This window comes from Paenibacillus sp. V4I9, assembly GCF_030817295.1.
In the GTDB taxonomy this organism is placed as follows: domain Bacteria; phylum Bacillota; class Bacilli; order Paenibacillales; family NBRC-103111; genus Paenibacillus_E.
Genome location: NZ_JAUSZE010000001.1, coordinates 7,149,673 through 7,176,174, shown reverse-complemented (window position 1 = coordinate 7,176,174; position 26,502 = coordinate 7,149,673). Strand labels below are relative to the sequence as shown.

At 46.9% G+C, this 26,502-nt stretch carries 23 protein-coding genes; 19 read left to right on the top strand and 4 right to left on the bottom strand.

Translation table 11 applies throughout. From position 1 onward, the window contains the following. Positions 1-62: 62 nt before the first annotated feature. From QFZ81_RS33070 to QFZ81_RS33055, 4 genes are all read left to right on the top strand, one after another. On the top strand, positions 63-767 hold the full coding sequence (locus tag QFZ81_RS33070) for a response regulator transcription factor (protein WP_307606060.1): 705 nt from the start codon (positions 63-65) through the stop codon (positions 765-767). After that, entirely contained in the window at positions 761-2,161 is a 1,401-nt protein-coding gene (locus QFZ81_RS33065) for a sensor histidine kinase (protein ID WP_307606058.1), read from the top strand. The genes QFZ81_RS33070 and QFZ81_RS33065 overlap by 7 nt, the downstream gene beginning before the upstream one ends. A 79-nt stretch (positions 2,162-2,240) precedes the next feature. Beyond that, positions 2,241-2,984, top strand: coding sequence for a hypothetical protein (locus QFZ81_RS33060; RefSeq protein WP_307606055.1), 744 nt, complete (start codon positions 2,241-2,243; stop codon positions 2,982-2,984). A gap of 659 nt (positions 2,985-3,643) precedes the next feature. Next, the gene (locus QFZ81_RS33055; RefSeq protein ID WP_307606052.1) at positions 3,644-4,210 is read left to right on the top strand and encodes a DM13 domain-containing protein; all 567 of its coding nucleotides are present in this window, start codon (positions 3,644-3,646) and stop codon (positions 4,208-4,210) included. A 58-nt stretch (positions 4,211-4,268) separates the two neighbouring features. Here QFZ81_RS33055 and QFZ81_RS33050 read toward each other — a convergent pair whose 3' ends face one another. After that, positions 4,269-5,447: a winged helix DNA-binding domain-containing protein gene (locus QFZ81_RS33050; RefSeq protein ID WP_307606050.1), complete on the bottom strand. Its 1,179-nt coding sequence runs from the start codon at positions 5,445-5,447 to the stop codon at positions 4,269-4,271. Between the two features lie 172 nt (positions 5,448-5,619). Between QFZ81_RS33050 and QFZ81_RS33045 the strand changes: the two genes are divergently transcribed. The 9 genes from QFZ81_RS33045 (at position 5,620) to QFZ81_RS33005 (ending at position 15,821) form a co-directional block, all read left to right on the top strand. Beyond that, positions 5,620-6,453 (top strand): DUF72 domain-containing protein, encoded by an 834-nt coding sequence (locus QFZ81_RS33045; protein WP_307607104.1) that lies wholly within the window; start codon positions 5,620-5,622, stop codon positions 6,451-6,453. Between the two features lie 619 nt (positions 6,454-7,072). After that, positions 7,073-8,083 (top strand): ABC transporter substrate-binding protein, encoded by a 1,011-nt coding sequence (locus QFZ81_RS33040; protein ID WP_307606048.1) that lies wholly within the window; start codon positions 7,073-7,075, stop codon positions 8,081-8,083. Between the two features lie 148 nt (positions 8,084-8,231). Continuing rightward, positions 8,232-8,591, top strand: a complete 360-nt coding sequence (locus tag QFZ81_RS33035; RefSeq protein ID WP_307437480.1) for a Na-translocating system protein MpsC family protein — start codon at positions 8,232-8,234, stop codon at positions 8,589-8,591. A 411-nt stretch (positions 8,592-9,002) separates the two neighbouring features. Then, positions 9,003-9,143 carry a hypothetical protein gene (locus QFZ81_RS33030; protein ID WP_307437482.1) on the top strand — a complete coding sequence of 47 codons (141 nt, stop codon included), beginning with the start codon at positions 9,003-9,005 and terminating at the stop codon, positions 9,141-9,143. A 163-nt stretch (positions 9,144-9,306) separates the two neighbouring features. Continuing rightward, complete coding sequence (locus tag QFZ81_RS33025) at positions 9,307-11,661, top strand: FdhF/YdeP family oxidoreductase (protein WP_307606045.1); 2,355 nt, start codon at positions 9,307-9,309, stop codon at positions 11,659-11,661. Positions 11,662-11,666: 5 nt separating this feature from the next. Next, on the top strand, positions 11,667-12,515 hold the full coding sequence (gene fdhD / locus QFZ81_RS33020; RefSeq protein WP_307606043.1) for a formate dehydrogenase accessory sulfurtransferase FdhD: 849 nt from the start codon (positions 11,667-11,669) through the stop codon (positions 12,513-12,515). Between the two features lie 95 nt (positions 12,516-12,610). Continuing rightward, positions 12,611-15,121, top strand: coding sequence for a trypsin-like peptidase domain-containing protein (locus QFZ81_RS33015; protein WP_307606041.1), 2,511 nt, complete (start codon positions 12,611-12,613; stop codon positions 15,119-15,121). A gap of 99 nt (positions 15,122-15,220) precedes the next feature. Further along, on the top strand, positions 15,221-15,385 hold the full coding sequence (locus QFZ81_RS33010; RefSeq protein WP_307437493.1) for a hypothetical protein: 165 nt from the start codon (positions 15,221-15,223) through the stop codon (positions 15,383-15,385). 181 nt (positions 15,386-15,566) lie between these two features. After that, a complete protein-coding gene (locus tag QFZ81_RS33005; RefSeq protein ID WP_307437496.1) occupies positions 15,567-15,821 on the top strand; it encodes a hypothetical protein in 255 nt (84 codons plus the stop codon). 63 nt (positions 15,822-15,884) lie between these two features. On the opposite strand, the gene QFZ81_RS33000 is transcribed toward QFZ81_RS33005, so the two are convergent. After that, a complete protein-coding gene (locus QFZ81_RS33000; protein WP_307437499.1) occupies positions 15,885-16,655 on the bottom strand; it encodes a pirin family protein in 771 nt (256 codons plus the stop codon). Between the two features lie 164 nt (positions 16,656-16,819). On the opposite strand from QFZ81_RS33000, the gene QFZ81_RS32995 reads away from it, so the two are divergent. The 3 genes from QFZ81_RS32995 to QFZ81_RS32985 all read left to right on the top strand — a co-directional run bounded on the left by QFZ81_RS32995 (position 16,820) and on the right by QFZ81_RS32985 (position 18,736). After that, positions 16,820-17,236, top strand: a complete 417-nt coding sequence (locus QFZ81_RS32995; RefSeq protein ID WP_307606039.1) for a BlaI/MecI/CopY family transcriptional regulator — start codon at positions 16,820-16,822, stop codon at positions 17,234-17,236. A gap of 2 nt (positions 17,237-17,238) precedes the next feature. Beyond that, positions 17,239-18,078 carry a M56 family metallopeptidase gene (locus QFZ81_RS32990; protein ID WP_307606037.1) on the top strand — a complete coding sequence of 280 codons (840 nt, stop codon included), beginning with the start codon at positions 17,239-17,241 and terminating at the stop codon, positions 18,076-18,078. 169 nt (positions 18,079-18,247) lie between these two features. After that, the gene (locus QFZ81_RS32985; protein ID WP_307606035.1) at positions 18,248-18,736 is read left to right on the top strand and encodes a DUF2231 domain-containing protein; all 489 of its coding nucleotides are present in this window, start codon (positions 18,248-18,250) and stop codon (positions 18,734-18,736) included. A gap of 66 nt (positions 18,737-18,802) precedes the next feature. Here the strand turns inward: QFZ81_RS32985 and QFZ81_RS32980 are convergent, their stop codons facing one another. Beyond that, entirely contained in the window at positions 18,803-18,979 is a 177-nt protein-coding gene (locus QFZ81_RS32980) for a hypothetical protein (protein ID WP_307437509.1), read from the bottom strand. A gap of 557 nt (positions 18,980-19,536) precedes the next feature. On the opposite strand from QFZ81_RS32980, the gene QFZ81_RS32975 reads away from it, so the two are divergent. From QFZ81_RS32975 to QFZ81_RS32965, 3 genes are all read left to right on the top strand, one after another. Then, positions 19,537-21,282, top strand: coding sequence for an ABC transporter ATP-binding protein (locus tag QFZ81_RS32975; protein WP_307606032.1), 1,746 nt, complete (start codon positions 19,537-19,539; stop codon positions 21,280-21,282). A 34-nt stretch (positions 21,283-21,316) separates the two neighbouring features. Beyond that, entirely contained in the window at positions 21,317-23,371 is a 2,055-nt protein-coding gene (locus tag QFZ81_RS32970) for an ABC transporter ATP-binding protein (protein WP_307607102.1), read from the top strand. Between the two features lie 296 nt (positions 23,372-23,667). Continuing rightward, positions 23,668-23,982, top strand: a complete 315-nt coding sequence (locus QFZ81_RS32965) for a hypothetical protein (protein WP_307606030.1) — start codon at positions 23,668-23,670, stop codon at positions 23,980-23,982. A gap of 85 nt (positions 23,983-24,067) precedes the next feature. Here QFZ81_RS32965 and QFZ81_RS32960 read toward each other — a convergent pair whose 3' ends face one another. Then, on the bottom strand, positions 24,068-26,476 hold the full coding sequence (locus tag QFZ81_RS32960) for an S-layer homology domain-containing protein (protein WP_307606028.1): 2,409 nt from the start codon (positions 26,474-26,476) through the stop codon (positions 24,068-24,070). Between the last annotated feature and the right edge of the window lie 26 nt (positions 26,477-26,502).

The window sequence follows — 26,502 nt, the reverse complement described above, 5'->3', positions numbered from 1 at the left end:
TTTTTGTTCACAAATATCCAGTAATATAAATGATGAATCCTATTTCTTAAGGAGAGTGCCGCGTGACAACCGTATTGGTGGTAGATGATGATCTTAATATTTGCCGGATTACGAAGTTATATTTGGAGAAAAATGGCTATGCGGTGGTAACGGCAAATGACGGTGAGCAGGCGCTAACCCAGTTCGATGAGCTGCGTCCAGACTTCATTGTACTCGATATTATGATGCCCAAACGCGATGGCTGGGAGGTCTGCCAGAAAATTCGTGCGAAGAGTGATGTTCCTATTCTCATGCTGACGGCAAGAGGTCACGTGGATGAGCGAATTGAAGGTTTGCAGATGGGCGCTGATGATTATCTAGTGAAGCCCTTTGATCCGAATGAGCTGGTTGCTCGTGTGACCACAATTCTTCGCAGGACGCTGCTCCGCACAGAAGCTGCTGTGCCTGCTCATCTATATGAAGTAGGCAGCTTGCGAGTGGATAGCCTGTCCCATGATGTGACTGTAGAAGGGCAGTTCGTTGCTTTACCCAAGAAAGAGTATGAGCTGCTGCTGTTTTTCGTGCGAAATCCGAATCAAGTTTTTACCCGGGAGGACCTGATCGCCAAGATATGGGGTTGGGATTTCGAGGGTGAAGACCGCGTCGTGGATTTATATATTAAACGTTTGAGACAAAAGCTTTCTGCTTTGACGGAGAGGAAAGAGGACTGGAGCATTCGTACCGTTTGGGGCGTCGGGTATAAGTTTGAGGGGCCTGGTGTATGCTGAACTCCTTTTATCGCAAGCTATTATTTATTTATATTTCGATTACCGTTGTGTCCATTCTTGCCATTTCAGGAACCATTGGCTATACGATGAAACAGAAAACCTATGAGCGCAGCGAGAAGCTCCTACTCGAGAAGGTAGAGCAAGTCGATGAACTGGCCAAGGATTTGTTCGATAACTCGACACTTCTAAAGGATTTTCGTAAGCAGATTAGCGCCATTGAGAAATCCTCGAACGTTCGCGTTGCCGTTATCAAGCATCCCAGAGCAAATCTGGATAAGATTCAGTCGGTGGGCGAGGCCCCAGCACGTAAAGAATGGGTGGATAAAGTGCTGTCGGGTAATCAAGTGACGGTGCAAAGCAATTTTGCTCAAAATAGTACGGTGAAAATGCTCATTGTCGGGCGACCTGTCATGCAGGAGAACCGGGTCATTGGCGGGATATTCTTATACACTCCAATAGTGAATATTCAAGGCACTATCAATGGCATTAATCGGGCGATATTCCTATCTGCACTAACGGTTGCGTTACTTGCGATTGCAGTCCTGTACTTTGTTTCCAGACATTTTATGAAGCCGATTCAGCTTATGAGTAAAACCGCAGAGGCTTTGGCTTTGGGGGATTTCAGCGGAAGGGTGCCCGTTAGAGGCAAGGACGAAATCGCCTCGCTGTCAGGATCTCTGAATCGCATGGCCGGTAAACTGCAGAAGGTAGAAGAGGGGCGCAAGCGATTTCTATCCGAAATTTCTCATGAGCTGCGGACGCCCTTGACGACAATTCGAGCCTCTCTGCAAGGGATAACGGATGGCGTTGTTGAGCCTGAGGATGCGAAGGAATTCATCCAAGTTTCTCTTCAGGAGACCCTTCGACTGAGCCATTTAGTTGATGATTTGATGGAGCTGTCGTCTTTTGAGGAGAAGCAGGTCAAATTAAACCTCCAGGATATCGATGTACCTGACTTAATAGGGCTGGTGGTTACCCAACTCAAGATGAAAGCTAAAGCAAAGCAGATCGAATTGAGCTCAGAGGCGGAGGGGCCTTACTTGGTTTATGCGGATGCAGATCGGTTGAGGCAGGTGTTAATCAATTTGCTGGACAACGCCATTAACCATATTCCTGAGGGGTCATCGGCGGGTATCCGAGTAAAAGTAGTCAAGAACGAACGCTGGATCGAAGTGTGGGATAACGGTCTAGGTATCGCACCAGAGCAGCTGCTGCATCTATTCGATCGTTTCTATAAAACGGACGAAAGCCGCAACCGTTCCGGCGCAGGCCTCGGTTTGACGATCTGCAAACATATCATAGAAGCTCATGGCGGTTCGATTCGAGTGGAATCTCAACTTCAAATGGGTACGGTTTTTAAAATATTTTTGCAGTCACCTATGATCGCCGCATGACAAACTTATGACATAACTATTCGGTAAGATAGGGTTCGTAAGGTAAACATAACCATAAACGAATCGAGGAGCGATACTTATGTTGAAAAAATTAACAGGACTTGCGTTGGTTGGAGCAATTGTATTAACAGTTCCGATTGCGGCTTTTGCCGAGAATGAACAGGGGGCTGCTGCTGCAGCGCCAACAAGCAAGTCCACTAAACCAGTTAAGCAGCTGCTTCAGGATAAAGCGCAAATTTTTGGAATATCAACAGATGGCAAAACAAGTGAGCAGATCAAAGCTGAGCTTAAAGCTTTAAATGCGGCCAAACACACAGAGCAATTGAACAAAGCGGCAGCGAAGCTGGGTATTAGCACAGACGGCAAAACAGCGGAACAGCTGAAAACTGATATTCAAGCTGCTGTTCAAGTGAAGCTGAGAGAGAAGGCGACCAAGCTTGGTGTTAGCGCGGATGGGAAAACGAATAAAGAGCTGAGAGCAGCTCTTAAAGCAGCTGTTTTACCGAAACTGCAGGAAAAAGCGACTAAGCTCGGTGTTACCACCGATGGAAAAACAAATAAAGAAGTTAGAACTGAGCTACAAGCGGCTGCTTTGACGAAACTGCAAGATAAAGCAACAAAAGCGGGTGTTGCAACGGAAGGCAAGACAGCCAAAGAAATACGCGCTGCTTTAAAGGCGAGTAAAGAAAGTAAAAGGGCAGAAGCAGTGAATAAAAAAACTGCTAAATTAGGTATCTCCACGGAAGGTAAGACATCCGAGCAGGTATTTGCTGAAATAGAAAGTGCGCTGAAAGCGAAATGGGAGAAGCAAGCGCAGAAATAGGGTGGAGAAGAGCGGAAGCAGTACAGAAGAAGTGCAAAAGAAGTGATGAAGAAGTATAGAAGAAGTAAAGAACAAGTAAAGAAAAACTACAGAAAAGTATAGATAAAGTGAGAAGAATTATAGGGAAAGTACGGAAAAGGGTAAGGATAGGAGCAAACCTCGAGGGCGGCCTTGGGGTTTGTTTTTGTGTGTACATATAAGTTGGTCTTGGAGTAGGCAAAAACTTATGGCTTATTTAAGATTGGTTAGCTATGGGTTTTACCGATTGAGATATTGGATAAGTGAATTTCACTTGGGGAGTTTTATTTTGTTTCTGCGTATTAGTCTCTTCCAGGCTAATGGGCCAAGTTGTAAAGAGTACAACAATTTCGTTGATTTCTGCTCATTCAGCTGTCGAAGTTGTATTTTTTACAACATTCAGGATCGAACATTGATAAGTGCTATCATCCCAAAAGGACGGCATAATCCGTATATCATAGATAGCAATACAAGGTGGCGGAAGCACATAGTTGGCAAGTTATATTAGTTAGGGCCTTGAGGCAGGCGGCTAGGACGGGAAGGCCAAATTGAATTTGTATTAATTTCGTAAGACTTTCTTAAGAAAATTGCGTTATGGTGATAGTAGAGCTTAAACGTATGTAGGTGATGGAGGTGTTGGCATGAGCAAGCTGCAAACGACTTTGAAAATTGCGGCAGTTGGTTTCGGTGTCGTTCTGCTGGTTGTAGGATGGTGGCTTCTGAAGCCTTTGTTTATTGATAAGGAAATAAATGAAGCTTTGCCCATGGCATCTCAGATCGAGCAAGGCATCGAACAGACTGCTGGTAAGGGCAAAGAAGCCGGCGAAATGGAGAACAAAACTCCTGCTATGCAAGTTGCGGATAAGGAGACAGTCAAGCAGATTGCTGCCATGTTTGAGGGAGCCTTTATCGATGGGGAGCCAGGTCACCATGCGAAGGGCAGGGCCGTTACGCTCATGGATGGAGACAAGACGATTCTTCGGCTCGAAGATCTGGATGCGACGAATGGACCGGATTTACATTTATTTTTGGCGAAACCTGGAAGTAAAACAGGTGAAGGCATTGACCTGGGTAAACTGAAAGGCAACATTGGAAATCAGAATTATGAGCTTCCACAGAATACAGACCTCAGCATCTATAGTAAGGTTGTTATCTATTGCAAGCAATTTAGCGTGGACTTTGGCTATTCAGACCTTAAGAAAAGCTAGTAGTCTATAAAACCATAGTTCCCCATAAAATAGGAAATCTCGAGGGCAGCCTCGGGGTTTATTTTTTTTGATTAATAAAGAGAATATCTCGCGAATCTGTACCAGGTGCGTTGAAATCAAATAACCGTACCGCTTCCTCAGAAACCTCTGCGTGATCAGCCTGGGATAATGGCTCGAATAAGTTGATTGTCAAAATAGCAGATTTGCGTTTCTGAGTGATGGACCAAATGCCGCGAACAAAACCATCAACAATCAGTGTAGCCCGGATGATGCCATTGTCCGTGAACACCAGATGCTTATCTTCATCGCGCATGATGCGGGTGCGATCGTCGTAGGACAGGAGCATATTGTCAAACTCCGATAGGAAACGCGGCGGAGCTGGGGCTGCAGGGTCCGGCCGAGGAGCATCCGGCAGGTCGAACAGTTCGTTTCCTTGCTCGTCGCGAAAGGAGAGCAGGCTTGGGCGCAGCCGCTCGATCACCTCGCGCAGCCGAGTAAGCCCGGACCAGACCTGCATATCCTTGACAGATGCAGGTCCGAAGGCCGCCAGGTAGCGCAGCAGCATGGCTTCGGGGTCTTGCCCTTGTCCCAGCGGGCGGCCGAGCCAAGCCTCCGCTGTGGTGTGGGCGGCCTGCCCGCTGGCGCCCCAGATGCCGCGGGGCGGCACCTGGATAAGCGGTAGGCTGCAGCGCACCGCTTGAGAGAGAGCAGTGGCATCGCACTGCGGCCACTGGGCTTGGAGGCGCTTGCCGAGCTCACTAAAGGTGAGCGGCTGCGCCTCCAGGAGCGTTCGCCCGGCGGCAGCGAGCGCGTCTAGATCCAGTTCGGCAAGCTTCTTGCCGAACGTGCCCTTTAAGGCGCGGTCCTGCACGGACTGCAGGACGGGGCGCAGCGTCAGGCAGTCTTCGGCCGTGACGAGGTGGATCGTCGAGCGCATGAGGGCGATGCGCACGATGCTTCTGTCCATGATGAGCTGAGAGAGCTCCTCATGACGAAAGTTCTGCAGTCTAGTCCACAAAGCCACGTAGGGTGGGTTAGGAGCTTGCGCCTGCAGGCCGACGAGGTGCTGGACAGCCTGGAGGACGGGCATGTCCGAGCGCTCGAGTAGCAATTGCCGAGCTAATAGTGCTCGGTTTAAGGCACGCTGACTGAGGACGGGGCTGGCACAACCGATCATGTCGGTTTTAGAAATGTCCATTTTAGCGCTGCCCTCGTCTGAAGAATTGATTAACGACATGTGGATATGCCTCCTACGATTTGAACGATCATTTGCTATATAAATTCCATTATATAACAAGTTACTGACAACGTAATGTCAGGGAGGAAGCATGTTTTATGACCAGACAAGTTGTTTCTGTGGGTATCAGCACGATACAATGGAATTAACGAATATCCGAGAGGTGAAAGGCATGATCAACATCGGTCTAGCCGGCTGGGGCGACCATGAGTTAGGCGGCAGCAAAGGGAAGCTGCGAGAGTATGGAGCACACTTTCCGATTGTGGAAGTGGATACTTCTTTTTACGCGATCCAACCGGGGCGTAATTATATAAAATGGAACCAAGAGACGCCAGAACGCTTTGGTTTCATTATTAAGGCATACCAAGGAATGACGGGTCATCTGCGGGGAGAGAATCCTTTTGCCGGTGGGATGGAGCAAATGTTTGAGGTTTTCTTACAGTCGATCCGACCTGTTCAAGAAGCGGGGAAGCTTAAAGCTGTTCTGTTTCAATACCCGCCATGGTTTGATTGCAACAAGACGAATGTGGATGTGCTGCGTGATGCTAAAGAAAAGATGGGTAATGTACCCGTAGCGCTGGAATTCCGCCATCAGAGTTGGTTTACGGAGGAAATGCGCGAAAAGACGCTCACTTTTATGCGGCGAGAGGGTTGGATGCATAGCATCTGTGATGAGCCGCAGGCAGGGGTTGGTTCGGTGCCAACAGTGCTGGAGGCTACACACCCCGAGATGACGATGGTTCGATTCCACGGCCGCAATGTTGGCGGTTGGGTGCAAAACAACGAGGTGAACTGGCGCGACGTACGGTACTTATACCATTACAATCAGCAGGAGTTGCTGGAGTGGAAAGCGTGGCTGCTAGAGCTGCAGCAGCAAACACAAGAGGTATGCGTGATCTTCAATAACAATTCAGGCGGACATGCCGCTGGGAATGCCAAGGAATTGATGGGGCTGCTCGGTTTAGAATATGAAGGGCTGGGACCACGGCAGTTGGATTTGTTTTAGCAATTGAAAAGGGCTTGTTTGTTTGCGTGTTTAAAGATTTTTGAGCTATAGTAAGGGTAATAATTAATTGGGGCTGAGTATAAGCAAAAGAGGAGAGTTAGACAATGGTTGGTGCCATCATCTTAGGTATTATTGCCCTTTTGATCATAGTAGGTTTGACATTCTGGGTAACGAAGAAAGCGTACTCCCGTAAATGGGATGAAGAGGATAACGATTAGACACTGATTTACTAAATGGAATGCTAAAGCGCCAGCCTTCAAATGAAGGTTGGTCTTTTTTTACCACATAAGAAAGTATAAGTTTTTTCTAAAAGAAAACCTGACTTTCTTATTGGCGATAAAACCTAATATAGGGATCTTTGGTCGTAGAGCAAAGTCTCTCCGCATATAGGGATCTTTGGTCGTAGAGCAAAGTCTCTCCGCATATAGGGATCTTTGGTCGTAGAGCAAAGTCTCTCCTCGTTAAACGCGGTCGCTCATCTTCGAATGGCCTCGATAGAGGTTTTCTCATCAAAAGGGGCATTAGCCTGTAGAGATATTGACATGTGTTAGTAAAGGAATTAGGATATTATAGATAATGATAATCATTCTCATAATATTCGAAGGAGAGATAACTATTTATGCATACCCATTTTTCTGCTACAAATCGTACATATGGAATTAAGCTGCTTGTTCTTGTTACGATGATCATGCTGATCTTAGCTGGCTGCGGACAACAAACGGATACTTCGAAGTCAGATGCTGCAGCTACCACGAATACAAAGAAAGAAAGTCAACCCGTTCAATCCGGAGAATATACCGTTAAGCATGCCATGGGCGAAACAAAGATAAAAGGCACTCCCCAAAAGGTTGTCGTGTTAACGAATGAAGGTACGGAAGCCGTTCTCTCGATGGGGATTAAGCCTATTGGTGCGGTGAAGTCTTTCACATTAGGTGATTGGTATGATCATATCAAAGAGGATATGGAAGGCGTGAAAATAGTTGGGGACGAAAACCAACCGAATTTAGAAATGATAGCTTCCCTAAAGCCTGATTTAATCATCGGAAATAAGGTGCGTCAGGAAAAAGTATATGAGCAGTTGTCTGCAATTGCTCCTACCGTATTTTCGGAGAGATTATCAGGGGATTGGCAGATCAACTTCAAGCTGTATGCAGAAGCTTTGAACAAAAAAGCTGAGGGTGACAAAATCATTGCAGATTTTGAGAAACGTATCACAGATTTCAAAGCAAAAGCAGGCGATCAGTTAAAGACGAAGGTTTCGATTGTTCGTTTTATGCCGGGTAAGGTTCGTATCTATATGAAGGATACATTCTCTGGGGTTATTCTCAATAAACTGGGCTTCCAGCGTCCTGCTTCACAGAATCAAGATAAATTCGCAGATGAACTGACGAAAGAACGGATTCCCGATATGAATGGGGACATTCTATTCTACTTCACATGGGACAACGAAAAGGGAGAAGCGAACAAAATCGAGCAAGAATGGACGAATGATCCACTTTGGAAAAATCTCGAAGTCGTGAAACAAGGTAAGGTGCACAAAGTAAGTGATGCGGTTTGGAATACGGCAGGCGGAATTAAAGCTGCTAATCTATTGCTGGATGACTTGGAGAAATATTTTCTGAAAAAATAATTCGCTTAAAGCAGAATTACCTATAGTAGGAAGTGAGAGAGTGGACAAAGTTGTCCGCTCTTTTTTATTAAATGAGTCTAGCGGTTCGGTTGTCAGGTATACGCTTTCTTGCTATGATTGAAGCAGTAAATATAAAGGTGGCTGGCCGATGAACCGAATAGAGGCCGAATTTAGTAACCTAGTGAAGGCTTACCGCAAAAAGCATATGGGCAAGGGGCCAGAGCGCGTGATGACGACCTTTTGTAAATGCTGGGCGATATGCGAAATGGCAGGAAACCTCTCTCCCGTTGAAAAGTTTATGGCGAAAACTGGCGATGGCAGACAAATGCTCCGCACGGCTCGCACGGAAATGGTGAAAGAGATTTATAAGGACCACCCCCCTGTCGAGATGGAGGAGCTGCTTGGCGCGAAGTTCGTTAAGCTGTTCGTCGATATCGATATTGAGCTGGATGAGGGGATGTCGGTGTTCGTTTTTGATCAGGATCTAGAAAAGAAGTTTAGTAAGTAAAGATGTTGGCGTCATTGACGTGGACATCTTGACCTTGTGAGGCAACTTGAGTTGCTTGGTAGTGTAGCAACCTGATAACCCGCCTACTTGATAACTGGTAACTGGTAACTAGGCAACCCGACAAGTCAACTACCTGGCTTCCGGCTTGAGTTGATGTAAAAAGTGTATCTATTTTCGGGAAAGTAGCTGCATCAAATTCATTGAATCTAGGAATTTAAGCCCGATTTGCTGCACTTTATGCAGTTTTCGGCTCAGATGAAGGTAATTAAGTAAGAAAAATTCTGTAAATAACAGCTCGATTAGCAGCATATAAATAGGTAAAGGTGCTTGGCACTTGGTAGCGAACCTGCTGGAGACTAACCACTGTGAGACATGACTTGAGGCTTCCTCTGATGAGAGGAGGTCTAGGGATTGTTTTGCGGTGGTTTTTTGCTTGCTGGGGTGATGTTAGGGCAGCTATTGGGTGACGGAGTATGGAGAAACGATAGTGATAGGATGCTGCGCGAGATGGAAGTGGGGGAAGCGACTCCGGAATCTGAGCCAATGGGATAGTGGCTAGAGTAGGGTGTGAGCAAGTGTTATAGAGAGTTGATCGCAGGCATGAGGATGCAAAATTACATAGAGTAAGAGTAAGAGTAAGAGTAAGAGCAGGAGTAAGAGCAAGAGCAAATGGGTGGAAGAGATAAAAAAATAGAATTAAAGGAGCGTTCTTAAGATGGGGAAAACGAAGCATACTGGGCCAATCAAGCTGCCAGCTAAACCAGATCCGAAGCTGTGGGTCAGCAAGGTGCCGTTTGGACTTGGGAAAATAAAGCCGCAGCATATTCGCGAAACGGCAAAAATTGCTTGGCAAAATCGCGATAATCTGCCCTATGCGTACCGCATTCTGACACAAGGCGTGTGCGATGGCTGCGCGCTAGGCGTGTCAGGGCTCTACGACCAAACGCTGGCGGGGCCGCATCTATGTACAACGCGGCTTAATGTGCTGCGTTTGAACACGATGCCGGCGATTCGCGAGGAGCTGCTGCATGCGGACATTGACGAGCTGAGCCGTATGAGCAGCACTGAGCTCAGACAGCTCGGGCGTATCCCTTATCCGCTTATCCGCCGCCATGGGGAGCGGAAATTCAGTCGAGCCACATGGGATGAGGCGATGGACTCGATTGCAGGAAAGATGCGGACGATTGATCCGAAGCAGATGGCTTTTTACTTGACGGCTCGGGGAATTACGAATGAGTCGTACTATGTGGCAGCGAAGGTGGCTAGGTTGCTCGGTACGAACAACATCGACAACGCCTCGCGTATCTGCCACTCCCCGTCGAAGACGGCACTTAAGCGCTCCGTTGGCGTGGGCGCTTCGACGTGCAACTACAAGGACTGGATCGGCACGGACGTCCTTGTGTTCTGGGGCAGCGTGGCCGCGAATAATCAGCCGGTCTCGACGAAGTATATGTACGCGGCCAAGCGCAAAGGGACGAAGATCATTGTCATTAACCCGTACTACGAGCCGTCGATGGAGCAGTACTGGATTCCTTCGATTCCCGAATCGGCGTTATTCGGGACGAAGCTGGCCGACGATGTGTATCAAGTGAACATCGGCGGGGATATCGGCTTCATGAACGGCGTCATGAAGGTGTGGTTCGAGATGGAGGAGCACCAGCCGGGCTCCGCGATTGACCATGCGTTCGTGCAGGCGCACACGAACGGGCTAGAACAGCTGCGCGCCCACGTGGCGCAGCAGGACTGGACGACGCTTACGCAGTCGTCCGGCCTCACCCGCGAACGCATACGCGAGTTCGCGGAGCTGCTGGCGCGTGCCAAGAGTGCGGTTTTCGTGTGGAGCATGGGGCTCACACAGCACCGCTTCGGTACGGACAACATCTCGCAGGTGGCGAATCTCGCCCTCCTGCGGGGCTTCCTCGGCCGCGAGCACTGTGGGCTGATGCCCATCCGCGGCCACAGCGGTGTGCAGGGATCCGGCGAAATGGGCGCCGATCCCTTCAGTCTGCCGGGCGGCGAAACCGCCAGCGCCGCCGACCGCGCAAGAATCGAGCAGCTCTGGGGGTTCGAGCTGCCGAAATGGCAGGGTGACATTGTCGGTGTCACCCTAGAGAACGCGCTCCTGCCTGAGGAGCAGGAGCGGAAGCTCCGGATGTTTTACACATCCGGCGGCAACTTCCTTGAGACGATGCCGGATCCGGCATTCGTCCGCGAAGCCCTTACAAGCATTGATGTCCGTGTTCACCAGGACATCATCTTGAACACCTCCACGCTGCTTGACGCGCGGGAGGCTGTGGTGGTGCTGCCCGCGATGACTCGCTACGAGCAGCCCGGAGGGGGCACGTCCACCTCCACGGAGCGGATGGTGTACTTCTCACCCGAGATCGCCGGCCCCCGCATCAGCGAAGCCCGCGCGGAATGGGCGATCTACGTGGATCTCGCCCGCCGCGTGAAACCGGATGCCGCCGAGCAGCTGGGCTGCGGCAGTGCAGAAGCCATCCGCGCGGAAATTGCTCTGGCCGCGCCGAGTTACAACGGCATCCAACACCTGCGTGAGCGCGGTGATGTCTTTCAGTACGGCGGCGCGTGGCTGTGCGAGGACGGTGTCTGTCCGACGCCGGATGGCCGCGGCGCGCTGCTGCCGATTGAGCTTCCGGAGCTGCGGAAGCCGGAAGGGCATTTCGCGGTGACGACGCGCCGCGGCAAGCAGTTCAATTCGATGATCTACAGCGACATCGATCCATTCAATGAAGCAGATCGCTACGATGTGCTTATTCATAACGACGACGCTAGGGCTCTCTCTTTGAATGAAGGAGAGGCAGTCGTCATCTACAACAGCTACGGCAGCATGCACGGAAGGGTAAAATGTGCCGATGTCAAACCAGGCAACATCGAGGTGCATTGGCCCGAAGGCAACTCCTTGATTCCCAAAGGTGTGTATGAGAAGTATGCAGGCATCCCTGAGTATAATACAGCAGTCATTGTAGAGAAGGCAGAAACCTACCACGCTCACAAGGATACACGCTACGCCCAGCGGCGCATTCAAGAGCTGGAGACAGAAGTGGAGTGAAGACGATGAACGACGAACAGGATAACTCTCACGCTCCTAATGGGGGCACAGTACCTCATTCTCCACTTCAATCAACAACTTCATGGGCGATATACCGCTTTAATGGGACAGAGGTACTCTCTCAAGAGGATACCATCGCGACAGAGGCACCGCTCACCATCAAAATTGATGGCGAGGAATTCGCAACACTCGTCTATACACCGACCGATACCATCGATCTAGTCACAGGCTTTTTAGCCTCCGAGGGCCTGATTCGATTCGTAGATCAGATCGAGTCGCTCACGCTGGAAGAGGAGCGGGGCTTCGTTCATGTTAAGATGCGTCATCTCCATCAATTAAGTCAAAAGATGGTGTCCAAGCGCTTCATCGGTTCCTGCTGCGGGAAAAGCCGCCAGTTCTATTTTCACAACGACGCTCGCACCGCCAAAACCGTTAGAACGAACCTCCAACTATCGATTCACCAGTGCTTTTACCTTATGAATCAACTGCAGGAGCAATCGGCTGATTTTCAAGCGACGGGAGGTCTGCATAATGCAGCTCTTTGTACGGCGAACGAACTGCTTCTCAGCAGGGCGGACATCGGCAGACATAACGCACTAGATAAAATTTATGGACACCTTTTAAGGCAGCGAATTCCTGTTCGTGATAAAGTCATAGCCTTCAGCGGAAGAGTCTCTTCCGAGGTCGCTCTCAAGGCCGCCAAAATCGGCGTCGGTATCCTTTTGTCGAAATCTGCCCCGACAGATCTGGCACTTCGCTTGGCTCAGGATCTAGGGATTACGGTGGTTGGCTTCATCCGCAGGGATCAATTATCGGTATATACGCACCCGGAACGCATAACAGAATGTCGATAAAGCCCTCTTTTTGTGGAAATATTTGTATTGTTTCTCTATCTTAATTATGCTAGATTCTAGCTATTGCCATCTTTTGTTAAGAGAGGAACACAACAATGGGGAATTGGAATACTTTTACGAAAAAAGGGATCACCGTGCTGCTTGCAGCCATCTTACTTATTTCTCTGCAGGGTCCTGCGCCATCTTATGCAGCCGAAGTGAATGCTGAGGTTCCGAAGGTTATTGAGAAGACATCACCTTCTGTTGTAGCCATTATTGGAAAGCCTTCATCGGATTCGGATAAATCCCTAGACAAGAACCGCTTTAATCTGGCGCATGGCACGGGTGTTATTGTGGAATCGAACGGTGTCATCGTGACGAATGCGCATGTGGTCAAAGATATGAAGAATATCGTCGTCGTTACGTCGAACGGTATAACTTATAATGGACGTGCAACGAATATCGACGAAGAGAGCGATTTAGCCTTAGTCAAAATCGAAGCCACAGGCTTATCGCCTGCGAAATTCGCCTCTTCCTCAGATATCAAAGTGGGTGAAACCGTAGCTGCAATCGGGACTCCGATTTCTTTTGCCCTAAGAAACTCCGTCACCGTTGGAATTGTCAGCGGGCTTGACCGCTCCGTGAACTCGCAATATCAGCTTATTCAAACGGATGCGGCCATTAACCCTGGTAACAGCGGTGGTGCTTTGATCAACATGAATGGTGAAGTCATTGGTATTAATACGATGAAATATGCGGATATCGGCGTCGAAAATCTCGGGTTCGCGATTCCGGTAGATACCGTCAAATATGTTTTAAAGCATTTCCAGCTTTATGGCAAAGTAAAGCGCCCTTATCTCGGTCTGGAGCTGGAAGAGAGCTGGGAAGCGGTTGTTGGTTTACCGAGTTCTATTGGTTTAAGAGTTGCTTATGTAGATCCGGATTCACCAGCGGCTGGGGCTGGCATTCAGCAAGATGACCTATTCGTATCGATCGGCACAAGTAAAATGAAGACGCTGGTGGATTACAATGAGGCGATTAAGAAATATTTGCCGGGTGAAACGATCGAAATAACCATACAATCTGGTAATTCTACCAAATCGAAGTCGGTTACACTCGGAGAAGCGCAGCAGCAGGAAACGAAACATACGCAGGACGCTGAGGGTTCTTACTTGGATGCGGACCGCGGCAAAACAAAAATCGGCGACAGCCACTACGGATGGTCCATGAAATACCCCGCGGGCTTAGTGAAAGGTCATCAGTCCGATGATGGCGACTCCGTCAGTTTCGTGGATGCGAAGGGGGACTTCTCCCTAACGATTAAAGTAGAAAGCAATCAAAGCGACGAACTGTCTCCTTCAGCGCTGCTGAACAGATTGGCCAGTGATGATGAGGACGAATATTCCGGTGCGGTTGGTAGCCTTTTGGAGCGTCAGTATGTGAAGCGCGAAGGAAATCCCTATGCCAAAATTGTTGGTCGATCAGGGGATGAAGGCTATATCCAGACCCGAGGATACCTTCACCAAGGAAGCTTATACACGGTGCAATTATTTGTATCGAAAGAGCATTACAATAACAATTTTAAGCAAAATAGCTACAACGATCTGCTGGATAGCTTCAAGCTTTCCTTTAATGATAAGGATGAGTCGCTTAAAGATATATCAGTCTACTCTGGCGGCAACACAACCTACTCGAACGAGTATGGCTTATCCTTTGAGCTGCCCTCCGATTGGCAGCAAGACGGTTATACGGACGGCTCCTCCTTCTTTAATGATGACTATTCCCAAATGCTTCATGTCAGCGTAACATCAGCTTCTTCCGGTGATACGCTGGGAGCGTGGGTGGATCGTCAGCGTAAGCAGTTTGAAGACTCATATGCCCCCAAATACCGCAGTATGGAAGAACCCGAAGATCTAACCTTAGCCGGAGTCCCTGCTCTGAAAGTAACCTATGCGAGTACGTTAGGCGATAAGTGGAATGCAGGCTATTCCCTCTTTTTTATTAAGGATAAGTATAAATATGAGGTGGATGTGAACTATCCGCAAGAGGAAGAGGGGGCAACGCGAGAGGATCTCCTGAAAACACTAACTGCTACGATCAACGTGGATAAAGACAGCATGGATCAAGAGCTTGGCTTCATTCAGGATCTGGATGAACTCATGGATCCCAATCGTACGGTTGCTTACAAAAATGAGAAATTCAAATACGCGATGCAAATTCCTGAGATCTGGACCAGCAGCAAGTCGTACGATAACAAAGATCAAGTGAATAAGACGTTCCTCTTCACAGGCGGGTACTTGAGCGTTGGTGCAGAAACGAAAACGACTTACGAAGAAATGGTTAAAGAGGAAGACGCCGCTCAGAAGAAGAGTCAAGATAACGATAATGACTATACGTTTACAGATACGGAAATCTCGCTTTTTGGTGATGTGAAAGCCAAGAAGTATGAGATTAGTTATGCCAGCGCCAAGATTCCTTACAAGGAAATGATTTACATTTTCAGTCAAAATAATATTTCTTACACAGCTACGCTTCGTATGGATGATGCTGTCCGCACCGATGCCAATCAGGCTCGGCTGAATAAGGCTTTTGAGTCGTTTAAATTTTTGGACGGTGTGAAAAAATAGCTCTGCACTAATTGAGAAACCTCTCATCGGTTTAAACTGAAGAGAGGTTTCTTTGTTAACCTTAGATGGATTCTCTAAAGGGGATAGGGGATATTAACCATGAATATCAAGCTCGCTCGGCCGCTCATCTGGCTGCTTTTCATAGGCTACACGAGCTGTTTGCTGTATTGGATGTTTCTAGGCTTCGGGCGGAATATGCACACTTCAGGTCAACTTGCTTATAATATCGTCCCTTTTCGAACTATTGGTATGTATGTGCTGTAGGCAGCTTCGATGTCGATGATGTGATATTGAATGTGCTTGGCGCCAGTATATCCTTTGTTCTTTTCGCGGCTGTTAAACGAAGCTTGGAAGAGAGAGAATCAAAAAGAAGGTATAAAATGTGACCAAATGCCTCACCATAGCGGGTGTAACGAATTAACCCCAAAGGAGGAATTTAATCACCATGACACAGCCAGATTCAAGTCTACAATCACAAAATCCGATATCCTCAGCGCAAAACTCGGTAGAAAATGTCCATGCAGCCGTTTCTCGTGCGATGTCTCATCCAACATCTCAGACGAAGGAAGAAGCTCAAAATTCAATCACTCATGCGGAAAGAGCGCTGGAGCAGGCATCGAATCATTCCGATTCGCCAGCTTTGCAGCAAGCCGTTCAATCATTGAACGATGAGAAAGCTAGGCTCCAGAATATCCAATAATACAAACAGCCCCGATTCCTACCAGGATCGGGGCTGTTACGTTTTTGCTGCCTAATCTGCTTATTATTTATGATATAACGTATAGCCGGGATCTTCCGGAACTTCAATGGCAATGATACGCATGCCTTGATCGCTGTCAGCTTTAAGGTGAAGAGTTTCACTTTCCGTGGTAGCTTGGACTATCGCGAAGTCCTTGTGTGACCATGCTTGAAGCTCCTCCGCGGCGATTTCGCTTGTACCTTGCCCTCGAATAACGAGGAAGGCTAGCGAGCGGCTTGGCACAAGTGTGTAGCTGAACTCGGAACCAGGCTCAAGGCTCCAATCGTACATGTTAACGTCCGTATCCAGCTTAATGGGAGAATCCCCGCCGATTACGGTTTTCATCGTTGCTCCGCCGTTATGGCGGACTGAGAATTTCTCATGCTCATATTGATGGTAAGCGGCAGGCTTTTTCACAGTCTCACTAAGGTGCGGCTCGAACCAGATTTGCATCGCTTCGCTGCCTGCTCTGCGAAACGCCTCCGCATGATAAACACCGGAGCCGGCTTGAATAACTTGAGCGCCACCATTTGTCACTGTTTCCAAGGAACCAAGGGAATCTTTATGTTCTACAAGACCATCAATGACATAAGTGACAATTTCGAACGCTTTATGAGGATGCATACCGATCTCCGAAACCTCGGAAGCCTTACCCCAAGCCCAGTAGAATAAGGGACCGACGCGGTCAACAGCCGTTTTCTCACCCGGAAAGCTGATGGCTCGTTGTTCCAGGAATTTGCCTCCGTCAAAAGCGCCAACGCCCTGTTGCTCAGCTGAAAATACTTGAATTTTCATAGTAACAACCCCTTTGCTATAAAATATTTAATTACTTACTATATGTAAGTATTATAAATCTTTTCTATCTGTCTGTCAAAGCCCTACTGCAGGTCAAACTTGGGTAGATCTTGACTTCGCATCTATCCCGAACTACAATTTCTTATGTAAGGAGTGTGCCTATAATGAAAATGCAAAATTTTAAATATGAAGGAAGCGGACTTAACCGCTTTTTCGGCCCCTTAGAAGCAAAAATTATGGAAATTCTCTGGACCAACTCCCTTGAAATGACGATTAAAGATGTCCAACAGAAGTTGGATCAAGCCAAAATCATTAATTTCAATACCGTTATGACCGTTATGAATCGCTTGGTAGCCAAAGGAATTCTGCAAAAGAAATCCGTTGTAAGATCGTTTAAGTATAAACCCGTCGTTACGAGAGAAGAGTTCATGGAAGCCCAATCCAAAGAGCTTACTTTTGACCTAATCGAAGAATTCGGTTCTTTGGCAGTCACCCATATGGTGGATGCGCTTGATAAAGTAGACCCCGATCTGCTTGACAAGCTGGAGCAAAAAATTAAAGAAATCAAAAAGGATCGATAAGGATGATGGAAACGCGTTTTAAATGGTTGTATGCAGCGTCACTCGCCTTATCGGGGGCTATTCTAGGACAAATGTTACTCTTTGCTCTTCAATTTATCTATAAATGGAAATCGTTATATAATATATTTGATTTGTGTGTTATTTTATTTAAATATCTTCATGTACCTGCACCTATTGCTTGGAATGTAGTGAACGCTCTTATCCTCTACTCGTTTAGTGCAATCCTTTGGATATCAGCTCGGCATGCCCTCGGCTCCATCAAAGCGATGAAGCTCGTTGAGAAGTATCAAGACCCTCTGTTATCAGAGCAATACCCCGAAAAAATTCAGTTGGGTGAAGGTCAGTTCCAGATTATTTCTTACAAAGCTCCCATCGCGATGACGATAGGGCTGTGGAAGCCGCGGATGATCTTATCATCCGGACTTATGGACATGCTGGAACCTAATGAGCTGCGCGCCGTCATCGAGCATGAGAAGTGCCATATGATGCACAGAGATCCGCTCGCGATCTTCCTGCTTTCGATGATATCCAAGTCGATGTGGTACATTCCAATATTCGGTTGGATGGCAGAGAAATACCCCATTATGATTGAACTTCGGGCAGACAAATATGCCATTACACAAATGAAACAGTCCGCACATTTAGGCAGTGCTCTCCTCAAACTACTCAAACAAGCACCAACACCGCATGTATCCTTATCTCACGCCTCATTCGCCGAAACATCAATGAATGTTCGCATCATGCATATTCTCGATCCACAGATGAAAATCTCATTCAAATGGCCCCTTGTAAGGCTACTCATTTCGCTCTTAACAATTATTTTACTTGTGGGACTTATCTAAGATAGGATACCCTGATAACAATGGTTCACATTTAGCAGTCGAAGCCCATGTTAGAGAAGTTGACGGGCTTCGACAAAAACTGCAGAAAAGGCTTGACTTTTCGGATTTCCAAAACTACACTTTGTAGTGTGAAAAATTACACGGCTTTTACTATGGGGGAGAGAGATTAATGGATTATATCTTGAAAAATTTACACTACATCGTAACACATGTACCAATTGCACTTCTTGTTTTTAGTTTTATTTTTGATTTAATCGCAATTATCGCGAAAAAACGTGAATGGCACTCCGCTGGTATGCTTTGCCTTGTTGTGGGCGCACTCGGAGCTATCGCAAGTGTCCTAACAGGCCCATCCCCATGGCGTAATCCTCTAGTGGTCCCGCATGAGTTTTATGCGAAATTAACGATGTTTTTGGCTATCGTGCTAGCGATTGTACGTGTTGGCTTACTGATCTGGAAAAAGAAAGAATTGGGTCATAACCCAATCTACTTGGTTGGTTCGCTCGCGGCAGTTATCCTTGTTGGTTATACAGGGCACATTGGTGGTCAAATGGTACATAAACCGGTTCCAGCGAAGACGGCTGTTCCAGTTGCATCACCAGGAGCGTCTCCAGCAGCATCCACTGCACCGTCGCCTACAGTAGCACCAGCGAAATAATGAAAAGGGTTATCCAAAGGCTTGATGCCTTGTGGATAGCCCTTTTTTTGTTTTGATTGGTCATAGCTACTTGTCCCGAACCAACTCCAGCTCCTCCAGTGTATAACGATGCTCCCACAAAAATGTCATATCGTACTCTGTCGAATCACTTTCGACAAAGCGGGCGATGCCTGCGATGACTCCTCCAATAACAACTCCAAAAACGACAATCCAACCCATCAGAGCAAACACTTGATCGACCATGCACATCCACTCCCTTATGCGCTATGAACCTGTATACTATGGATATGCCGCCATTTTATGAAACATGTGTGACAATTCTGATGGGGCAAAAGAGCGAGTAAATTCATCCGAAATGTCGAGGTAAGATAGTTCGGTTATAGTCTTTCTCTCCGATTGACACAGACTCGCCAAGGATGGTAAGATCACCTCTGTAAGCACGAATATACAACTTTTGGAAAAGAAGCTAAGTACGATGCAAGTTTTCTTACAACAACACTAAAGGAGGGTTTCAAAAATGATTGATATGGTTATGGATCCTATTGCTCATCGCAGATTTACAGATAAAAACCATACAATTTCATATTTTGTAACCCGATTGTTAGCCGGAAGCGCATGATTTGTGCTTGTTCGGCTGCTGCCGCCCCTTCACATACGCTAATTAAAGCGCGGGTTACGAAGAAGTTCGTAACGAGCGCTTTTCTGTTTCATAGAAGGCATATCGCTGCGTGCGGTGTGCCTTTTTTGTGTGGATTTTGGTTATTTTGGACTGCACCATTTGAGAGGAGTGACATGATTACATGTTTACGGTATTAAAAAAGTTAGCTTGGTTTTTCCGAATGAATTGGATACGTTACACGATCGCCATTGGACTGCTTATTATTGTTGGAATCATTGATGTAATTCCACCGAAATTGATTGGCTACGCGATTGATGGTATACACATGGGAACTTTAACAGGCAGTAAATTGATCCAATTGCTCGCTTTTTGGGGGGCGTTAATTGTAGCTGGGTATGGGTTATCCTACGTCTGGCTGTATCAGCTATTTGGCGGCGCTTTCGTGCTGGAACGCATTCTTCGATCCCGGTTAATGAGACAGCTGCTGCGGATGACGCCTACCTTCTATGAGCGCAACCGCACGGGTGACCTGATGGCGAGAGCAACGAATGACCTGCAAGCGGTGTCGACGACAGCGGGCTTTGGGATTTTGACCTTTGTAGACTCGACGCTATTCATGCTTACCATCCTAGGTATGATGGGCTTCTTCATTAGCTGGAAGCTGACGATCGCTTCGATTCTCCCGCTGCCGATTATGGCAGTTGCGATTACGATCTATGGGGGACGCATACATGAAAGGTTTTTACTTGCTCAGAATGCCTTCGGACAGATGAATGATCGGGTGTTGGAGACGATAGCCGGTGTTCGCGTTATCCGTGCTTTTGTACAAGAGAAAGCCAGTGAACAAAGCTTCAAAACAATGACAGACGATGTCTATCGCAAAAATATTGCGGTTGCCGTGATCGACGCCCTTTTTGAACCAACGGTCAAAATCCTAGTGGGCATTTCCTATTTAATCGGATTATGTTACGGCGGATATTTGGTGTTTCACAGTGAACTGACGCTCGGAGAGCTCGTGTCTTTCAATACTTTTCTTGGGATGCTGATCTGGCCGATGTTCGCAATTGGCGAGCTAATGAACATTATGCAGCGCGGGAATGCCTCCCTCGATCGGGTGAATGAAACACTTGGTTACAAGCCGGATGTAAAAGAAGACCCAAAAGCGACGACCCTGCTGCTGCCGAATTCGATTAGTTTTAAAGAAGTAACGTTCCGCTATCCTTCTTCTTCTATTGATAACTTGGTGAATATTTCATTCCACCTGCAGCGTGGGCAGACGCTCGGTATTGTAGGGCGTACTGGAAGCGGAAAAACAACGCTGCTTAAACAGCTGCTGAGAGAGTATCCATTAGGTAAAGGTGCGATTGCTATTTCGGAAACGCCGATCGAGAAGTTAACCATCGACACTCTTCATGGCTGGATTGGTTACGTGCCGCAAGAGCCGATTCTTTTCTCCAAAACGGTGAAAGAGAACATCATGTTCGGGCGCAGCCAAGGAACGGAAGAAGAGCTGTTGCAGGCGCTTGAGCTGGCCGCGTTCCGTAAGGACGTGGAGTTCTTACCAGAAGGCCTTCAAACGTTGGTAGGTGAAAAAGGCGTCGCCTTATCCGGTGGTCAGAAGCAGCGCGTTTCCATTGCACGGGCGCTTTATGTAGACCCTGAAATCCTTATGCTGGATGATGCGCTTTCTGCGGTGGACGCCAAAACAGAGGCTGAAATCATTCGTGGCATTCGGTCGGAACGAGCCGGCAAAACGACACTCATCACGACGCACCGACTCTCTGCTGTTCAACATGCGGATTGGATTCTTGTGCTGGATGAGGGGTATATCGTGGAAGAAGGTACGCATGAGCAGCTTGTCGCGCTCGGCGGCTGGTATAAAGAGCAGTATGACCGTCAGCAGTTAGAAGAGCAGACGAAGGTTTAGTAAATAGATATCCGATGAAAAGAAGGTGAGAACCCTGAAACAGACAGGTAAGCGATTATTTCAATACGCGGCGTTATTCAAAAAGCCCCTGCTCATTGCGCTTTTATTCTTATCGATCGCGGTGGCAACGGAGCTGGCAGGACCTTTTATCGCGAGACAGATGATTGATACACACATTCTCGGTATCGAGAAGCCGTGGTACGAGACTACATCTGCGACGCAGACTGGCAAGGCTGTCCCTGCGAATGGGATTTTTTATAAGCGAAGCGATAACTTTGCAGAAGGCGAGCCGAAGGGGAAGGAAGTTCGCATTTTGCAGGTGGGCAGCCAGTTCGTATGGGTTGATCAGCCGATTGCATTTGATGGCGTACGCAAGCTAGCAGACGATGGTAAGCTAACAATTACACAAGGGACCGAAAAAGCTGAGTATGTGGTTAAGAAGCTGGGTATTCAAGAGCTCTATACGTTCTATAAACCAGAATTTATCAGTCTAATGAAACTGGCAGGCTTGTATTTGTTGTTAATCATTATTGGTGCAGGCTTTACCTATGGACAAAAGTATTTACTTCAATCGGCGGCGAATCGGATTATTCAGCGCATGAGAAGTGATGTTTTTGCACAAATTCAGCGACTGCCTATCAACTATTTTGATAATCAGCCTGCGGGTAAAATTGTATCGAGGATTACAAATGATACGGAGTCTGTCAGGGATCTGTATGTACAGGTGCTTGCAAACTTTTTTACAGGTACGATCTATATCGTGGGCATCATCGCGGCTTTATTCGTTCTAGATTACAGATTGGCTTTATTCACACTCCCGGTTATTCCGCTGCTTTATGTATGGATCATTGTTTACCGTAAATATGCCTCCTTCTATAATCATGAAATACGGGAACGGATCGGCTCGATCAATGGGATGATCAATGAGGCGATTCAAGGCATGACGATCATTCAAGCTTTTCGCCGGCAAAAGGAAACGATCCAAGAATTCGAACAATTGAACGATGAATATACGAGATATCAGAATAAATTGCTTAGCTTGAACTCGCTGACCTCTCATAACCTGATGAATGTGGTTCGAAATTTGTTCTTCTTCGGTCTGATCTGGTATGTCGGGGGTAGTTCAATCAACACATTGATCACCGTCGGTGTGCTGTACGCTTTCGTCGATTATCTGAATCGGATGTTTCATCCGATGGTCGGGATTGTGAACCAGCTGCCGAATTTGGAGCGTGCCCTTGTATCCGCTGACCGTGTATTCGAGCTGCTGGATGAACAGGGCATCGACGTGGCTGCGGAGAAAGCGGATCGCTATCTGGGCAATGTGAAATTCGAGCACGTTAGCTTCGCCTACAAAGAAGGGGAGGATGTGCTCAAAGACATCACCTTCGAGGCTAAACAGGGGCAGACGGTGGCGCTTGTTGGCCATACCGGATCGGGCAAAAGCTCGATCTTGAATCTGCTCTTCCGCTTCTACGATGTGAATGAAGGCCGGATCACGGTGGACGGCCGCGATGTGCGGGAGATGCCCAAACAGCAGCTGCGTCAGCATATGGGCATCGTGCTGCAAGATCCGTTCCTGTTCACAGGGACGATCGCGTCCAATGTCAGCCTGGACGATCCGTCCATTACCCGGGAACGGGTGGAGGCTGCGCTGCGCGAGGTTGGCGCAGATGAGATGTTCAAGAGCTTGCCGCACGGCATCGATGAGCCCGTGATCGAGAAGGGCAGCACGCTGTCTGCTGGGCAGCGGCAGCTGATTTCTTTTGCCCGGGCGCTAGCGTTCGACCCGGCGATTTTGATCCTCGATGAGGCGACGGCCTCCATCGATACGGAGACCGAGGCCATCATTCAGGCCGCGCTCGAAGTACTTTCGAAGGGGCGGACCACCTTCATCATTGCCCACCGCCTGTCGACGATTAAGAGCGCCGACCAGATTCTTGTGCTCGACCACGGCGAGATCGTCGAGCGTGGTAATCATGAGGAGCTGATGGAGCTCCTCGGTCGGTACTATCAGATGTACCAGCTGCAGCAGGGACATCCGGAAACAGCCTCGGCCGCTGAGAGCGAAGTGCGCAGCGGCCGGTAGGGCTGGCGAGTCCCAACAAGGGATAAGGGAAAGGGGACGTCGGACGTGAGACGTCCCTTTCCCTTTGTCATCTTCGTCTTGACGCCGGGTTTGACTGAACCAGAATTGATGTAAAAAGTGCAGCTATTCGTCCTTTTTACCGCCAATTCTCTGAAGCCAATTACCTGTACAGACTGCAGCATCATGACGCGCACACCCTCCATTCTGCGGACAAAGCTCATTAACAAGGCTAAAGACTATCTGTCGGCGCTATGCTACAATAAGTAATATTTCCCTATTTGAAATGGAGGAGCATCATGCGTCCAGAAACGATTCGATTGTTAAACTTGCTTCAGCTGCTGTCCGAAATTGCAATTGCTGTCGGATACTTGCTTGGTCTTATTCCGTTTGTATATTTATGGTCGTACTCGTGGGTGATTCCGCTCGTGTTCGTCAACCTGGTCTTTGCCATACTTACAAGCAATGGGACCACGACAAAGACGGTCATCAATATTGTTATGGCTTTTTTGAGTTTTATTCCAGTAGCGGGGTACCTTTTCCGTGTGATTGGGATTGTTGTTTCATGGATCAACATCCAGGCATTGGCGAAAGGAAGAAGCAGAGGTTACTAGTTGTTCGTACTAAAAAAGACGGGTGGAGGCCGGTTTAACTGGCTTCCATCCGTCTTTTTTCAATTGCTTTTTTAATTAGTCTTTTTTATGGAGCGGCATTAATTGTTATTGGGAAAGAATTGCTGCCATATATCATAACTTGATAGTTACCTGGTTCAAGACCAATTGTGGGAATATCAACATCTACATTGGCTTTGTCCGTATCGATAACAACTTTGATTGCTCGCTTAGCAACGACTTCATTTTCTAAATCAAATCTAGTATTGTAATAAAAATTAGAACGAATTAGATATACTGTTTCTGCTTGATTCACTCGTACAGTAACTGTTTGTCCAGCTTGGAATGTAGATGCATTTGACATTTTTTTAACAAGTGGTACTGCTCGAATAGGCTTCGAAATTAGTTCTTGATCAAATACATGGTTAAAATTATCTTTAATGGACCCAGCATTCAATTTTAGTTTATTGTTAGTTCCTGTGTAATACACGTCGAAAGTTACAGATATTGTATTACCTTCAAAAACAACCTCATCCTTATTACTCAAAGGTTGAAAACTAACGGAATCATTAGAGAAAGAGATAGCTGCTTTTAAAGCATTCATGTCGGCAAGATTGTTTAATATATCCTTATTAAAATACATTCCGAATTTTTTATTTGTGTAATCACCTGTAAAGTAAATAGTATCTCCGTACTGTAAGGGATCCGATGGGCCAGCGTATAATTTAATATGGCTAGGATCTGATATCTTTCCCTCAGAACTAACAGCAACAACAACAAAATGAACTTTCGTTTTGCTCAATCCAGTTGTATTTATGTAGGAGCCTATGTTAGCTTTTGTTTTAATTTTTACACCTTTGCCACCTTTAACTGCTTCATCAAGAATGATAGAATTTCGCGTAGTTCCATTCTCAACAATATAAATCCAACCATCCAGGTCACTCACCGCATAAACGTTCTCACCAACAGTATTTTGATAAGTTACCTTAGATAAAATTGGAGTAGGACCCGACGGTATAGGGGTAATAATTGGACCGCCTCCTGTTCCAGGAGTTGTATCATTGCCTGGTGTTCCATTTCCATTGGAGTTGTCCCCGCCTCCTGAAGGTGCAGTACCCGATGCTGGTTGCTCGGCTTTTACTTCATTCCCGCCAACCTTAAGTTTAACATCGCTCGGGACATCGGCACCTCTTGTCGTTTTCTCGGGTGCTTTTTCCATCGATACGCCTTCAGAGTTTACGGTTGCGTTTGAAATCTTGCCTTGGCCGCTAATATTTGTTGCAGCATTAAGGATTAAAGAGAGTATAGCGGCTTCATTTCCGATATCGATTTTAGTATCAGAAGCAGCTTTTCCAACGTTAAAGTCTTTCACCGATCCCTTTGGAAGCTCAATGACAATGCTTTGGGCAACAACGTTGACGGTTTCAAATGAACCTACTAACTGAATGCGTGAGTCTTTAGGTAAAGCTTCAGATAGTGTTACACTATTGATCTTTGAACCTGTCTCAGCCTCAATTTTTGCATTTGATTGCACTGTAACGTTGCCCACTTGTGTTGCTCCGTTAGCAACAATACGTACCTTGCCAGTAGCTTTATCTACAACAATGGTGACCATAATTGAGTCTTCAAAATGAATACTGTTCTCGCCACCGCCACGCACTGTCGTAGTTCCATGGACGTTAACATTTTTGAGAGTGACATCTCCTTCACCAATACCTTTACCTAGAAGAAGATCACCTTCAATCTCTACATTTCTCAAAGTGACATTGGCGGCATCTATAATGACATTCTGCTTGATCTTTTCTACGCCTGTTTCTGGACCATAGACGCCTGCTGTTTTATAAGTTATTGATTTAGCAGCTAAGGCTTTCTCCAATACTGTCAATGCCTCGGCCCTAGTTAAGTTTGATGTTGGTCTAAAAACATTGCTCTCATAGCCATTCATAATCTTGGCGTCAATAACAGAGCCAATCGCACTTTTACTCCATTCAGGGCTATTGTTTGTATCTGTAAAGGAATTGGCAGACGAAGACCTTTTTAAAGAAAGTATATTGGTAATGAGAACCGCTGTTTCTTCTCTTGTAATCTGGTTGTCTGCTCTGAAAGTATTATCGGCATAGCCTGAAATATATTTAGCGTTTTGTGCTGTTGCAACATCTTTAAAGAACCAATCGTTCATTGTTACATCTGAAAATGAAAGCTCGGATGAGGCTTGTTGAAAACCAAAAAGTTTGTTGATAATTGTAACGAGTTCAGCTCTAGTGATAGAACTATCAGGTTTAAAGGTGCCGTCCGGATAGCCTTGAACTACATTGTTGTAAACATAACCTGTAATTGTTTGTTCTGCCCAGTGTCCCTTAACGTCGGATAGTGAAGATGATAAGCTTGTCTTTGATTGCATGTTTGTAGAGTCGTTCGCATAACCGCCTGTTGGAATGCCTACTCCAATGGCTAACAATAGGGCTAGAGTAAAATAAATGAATTTCAATTTCTTCATGCTGGTTCCTCCCACGGATTGAATAA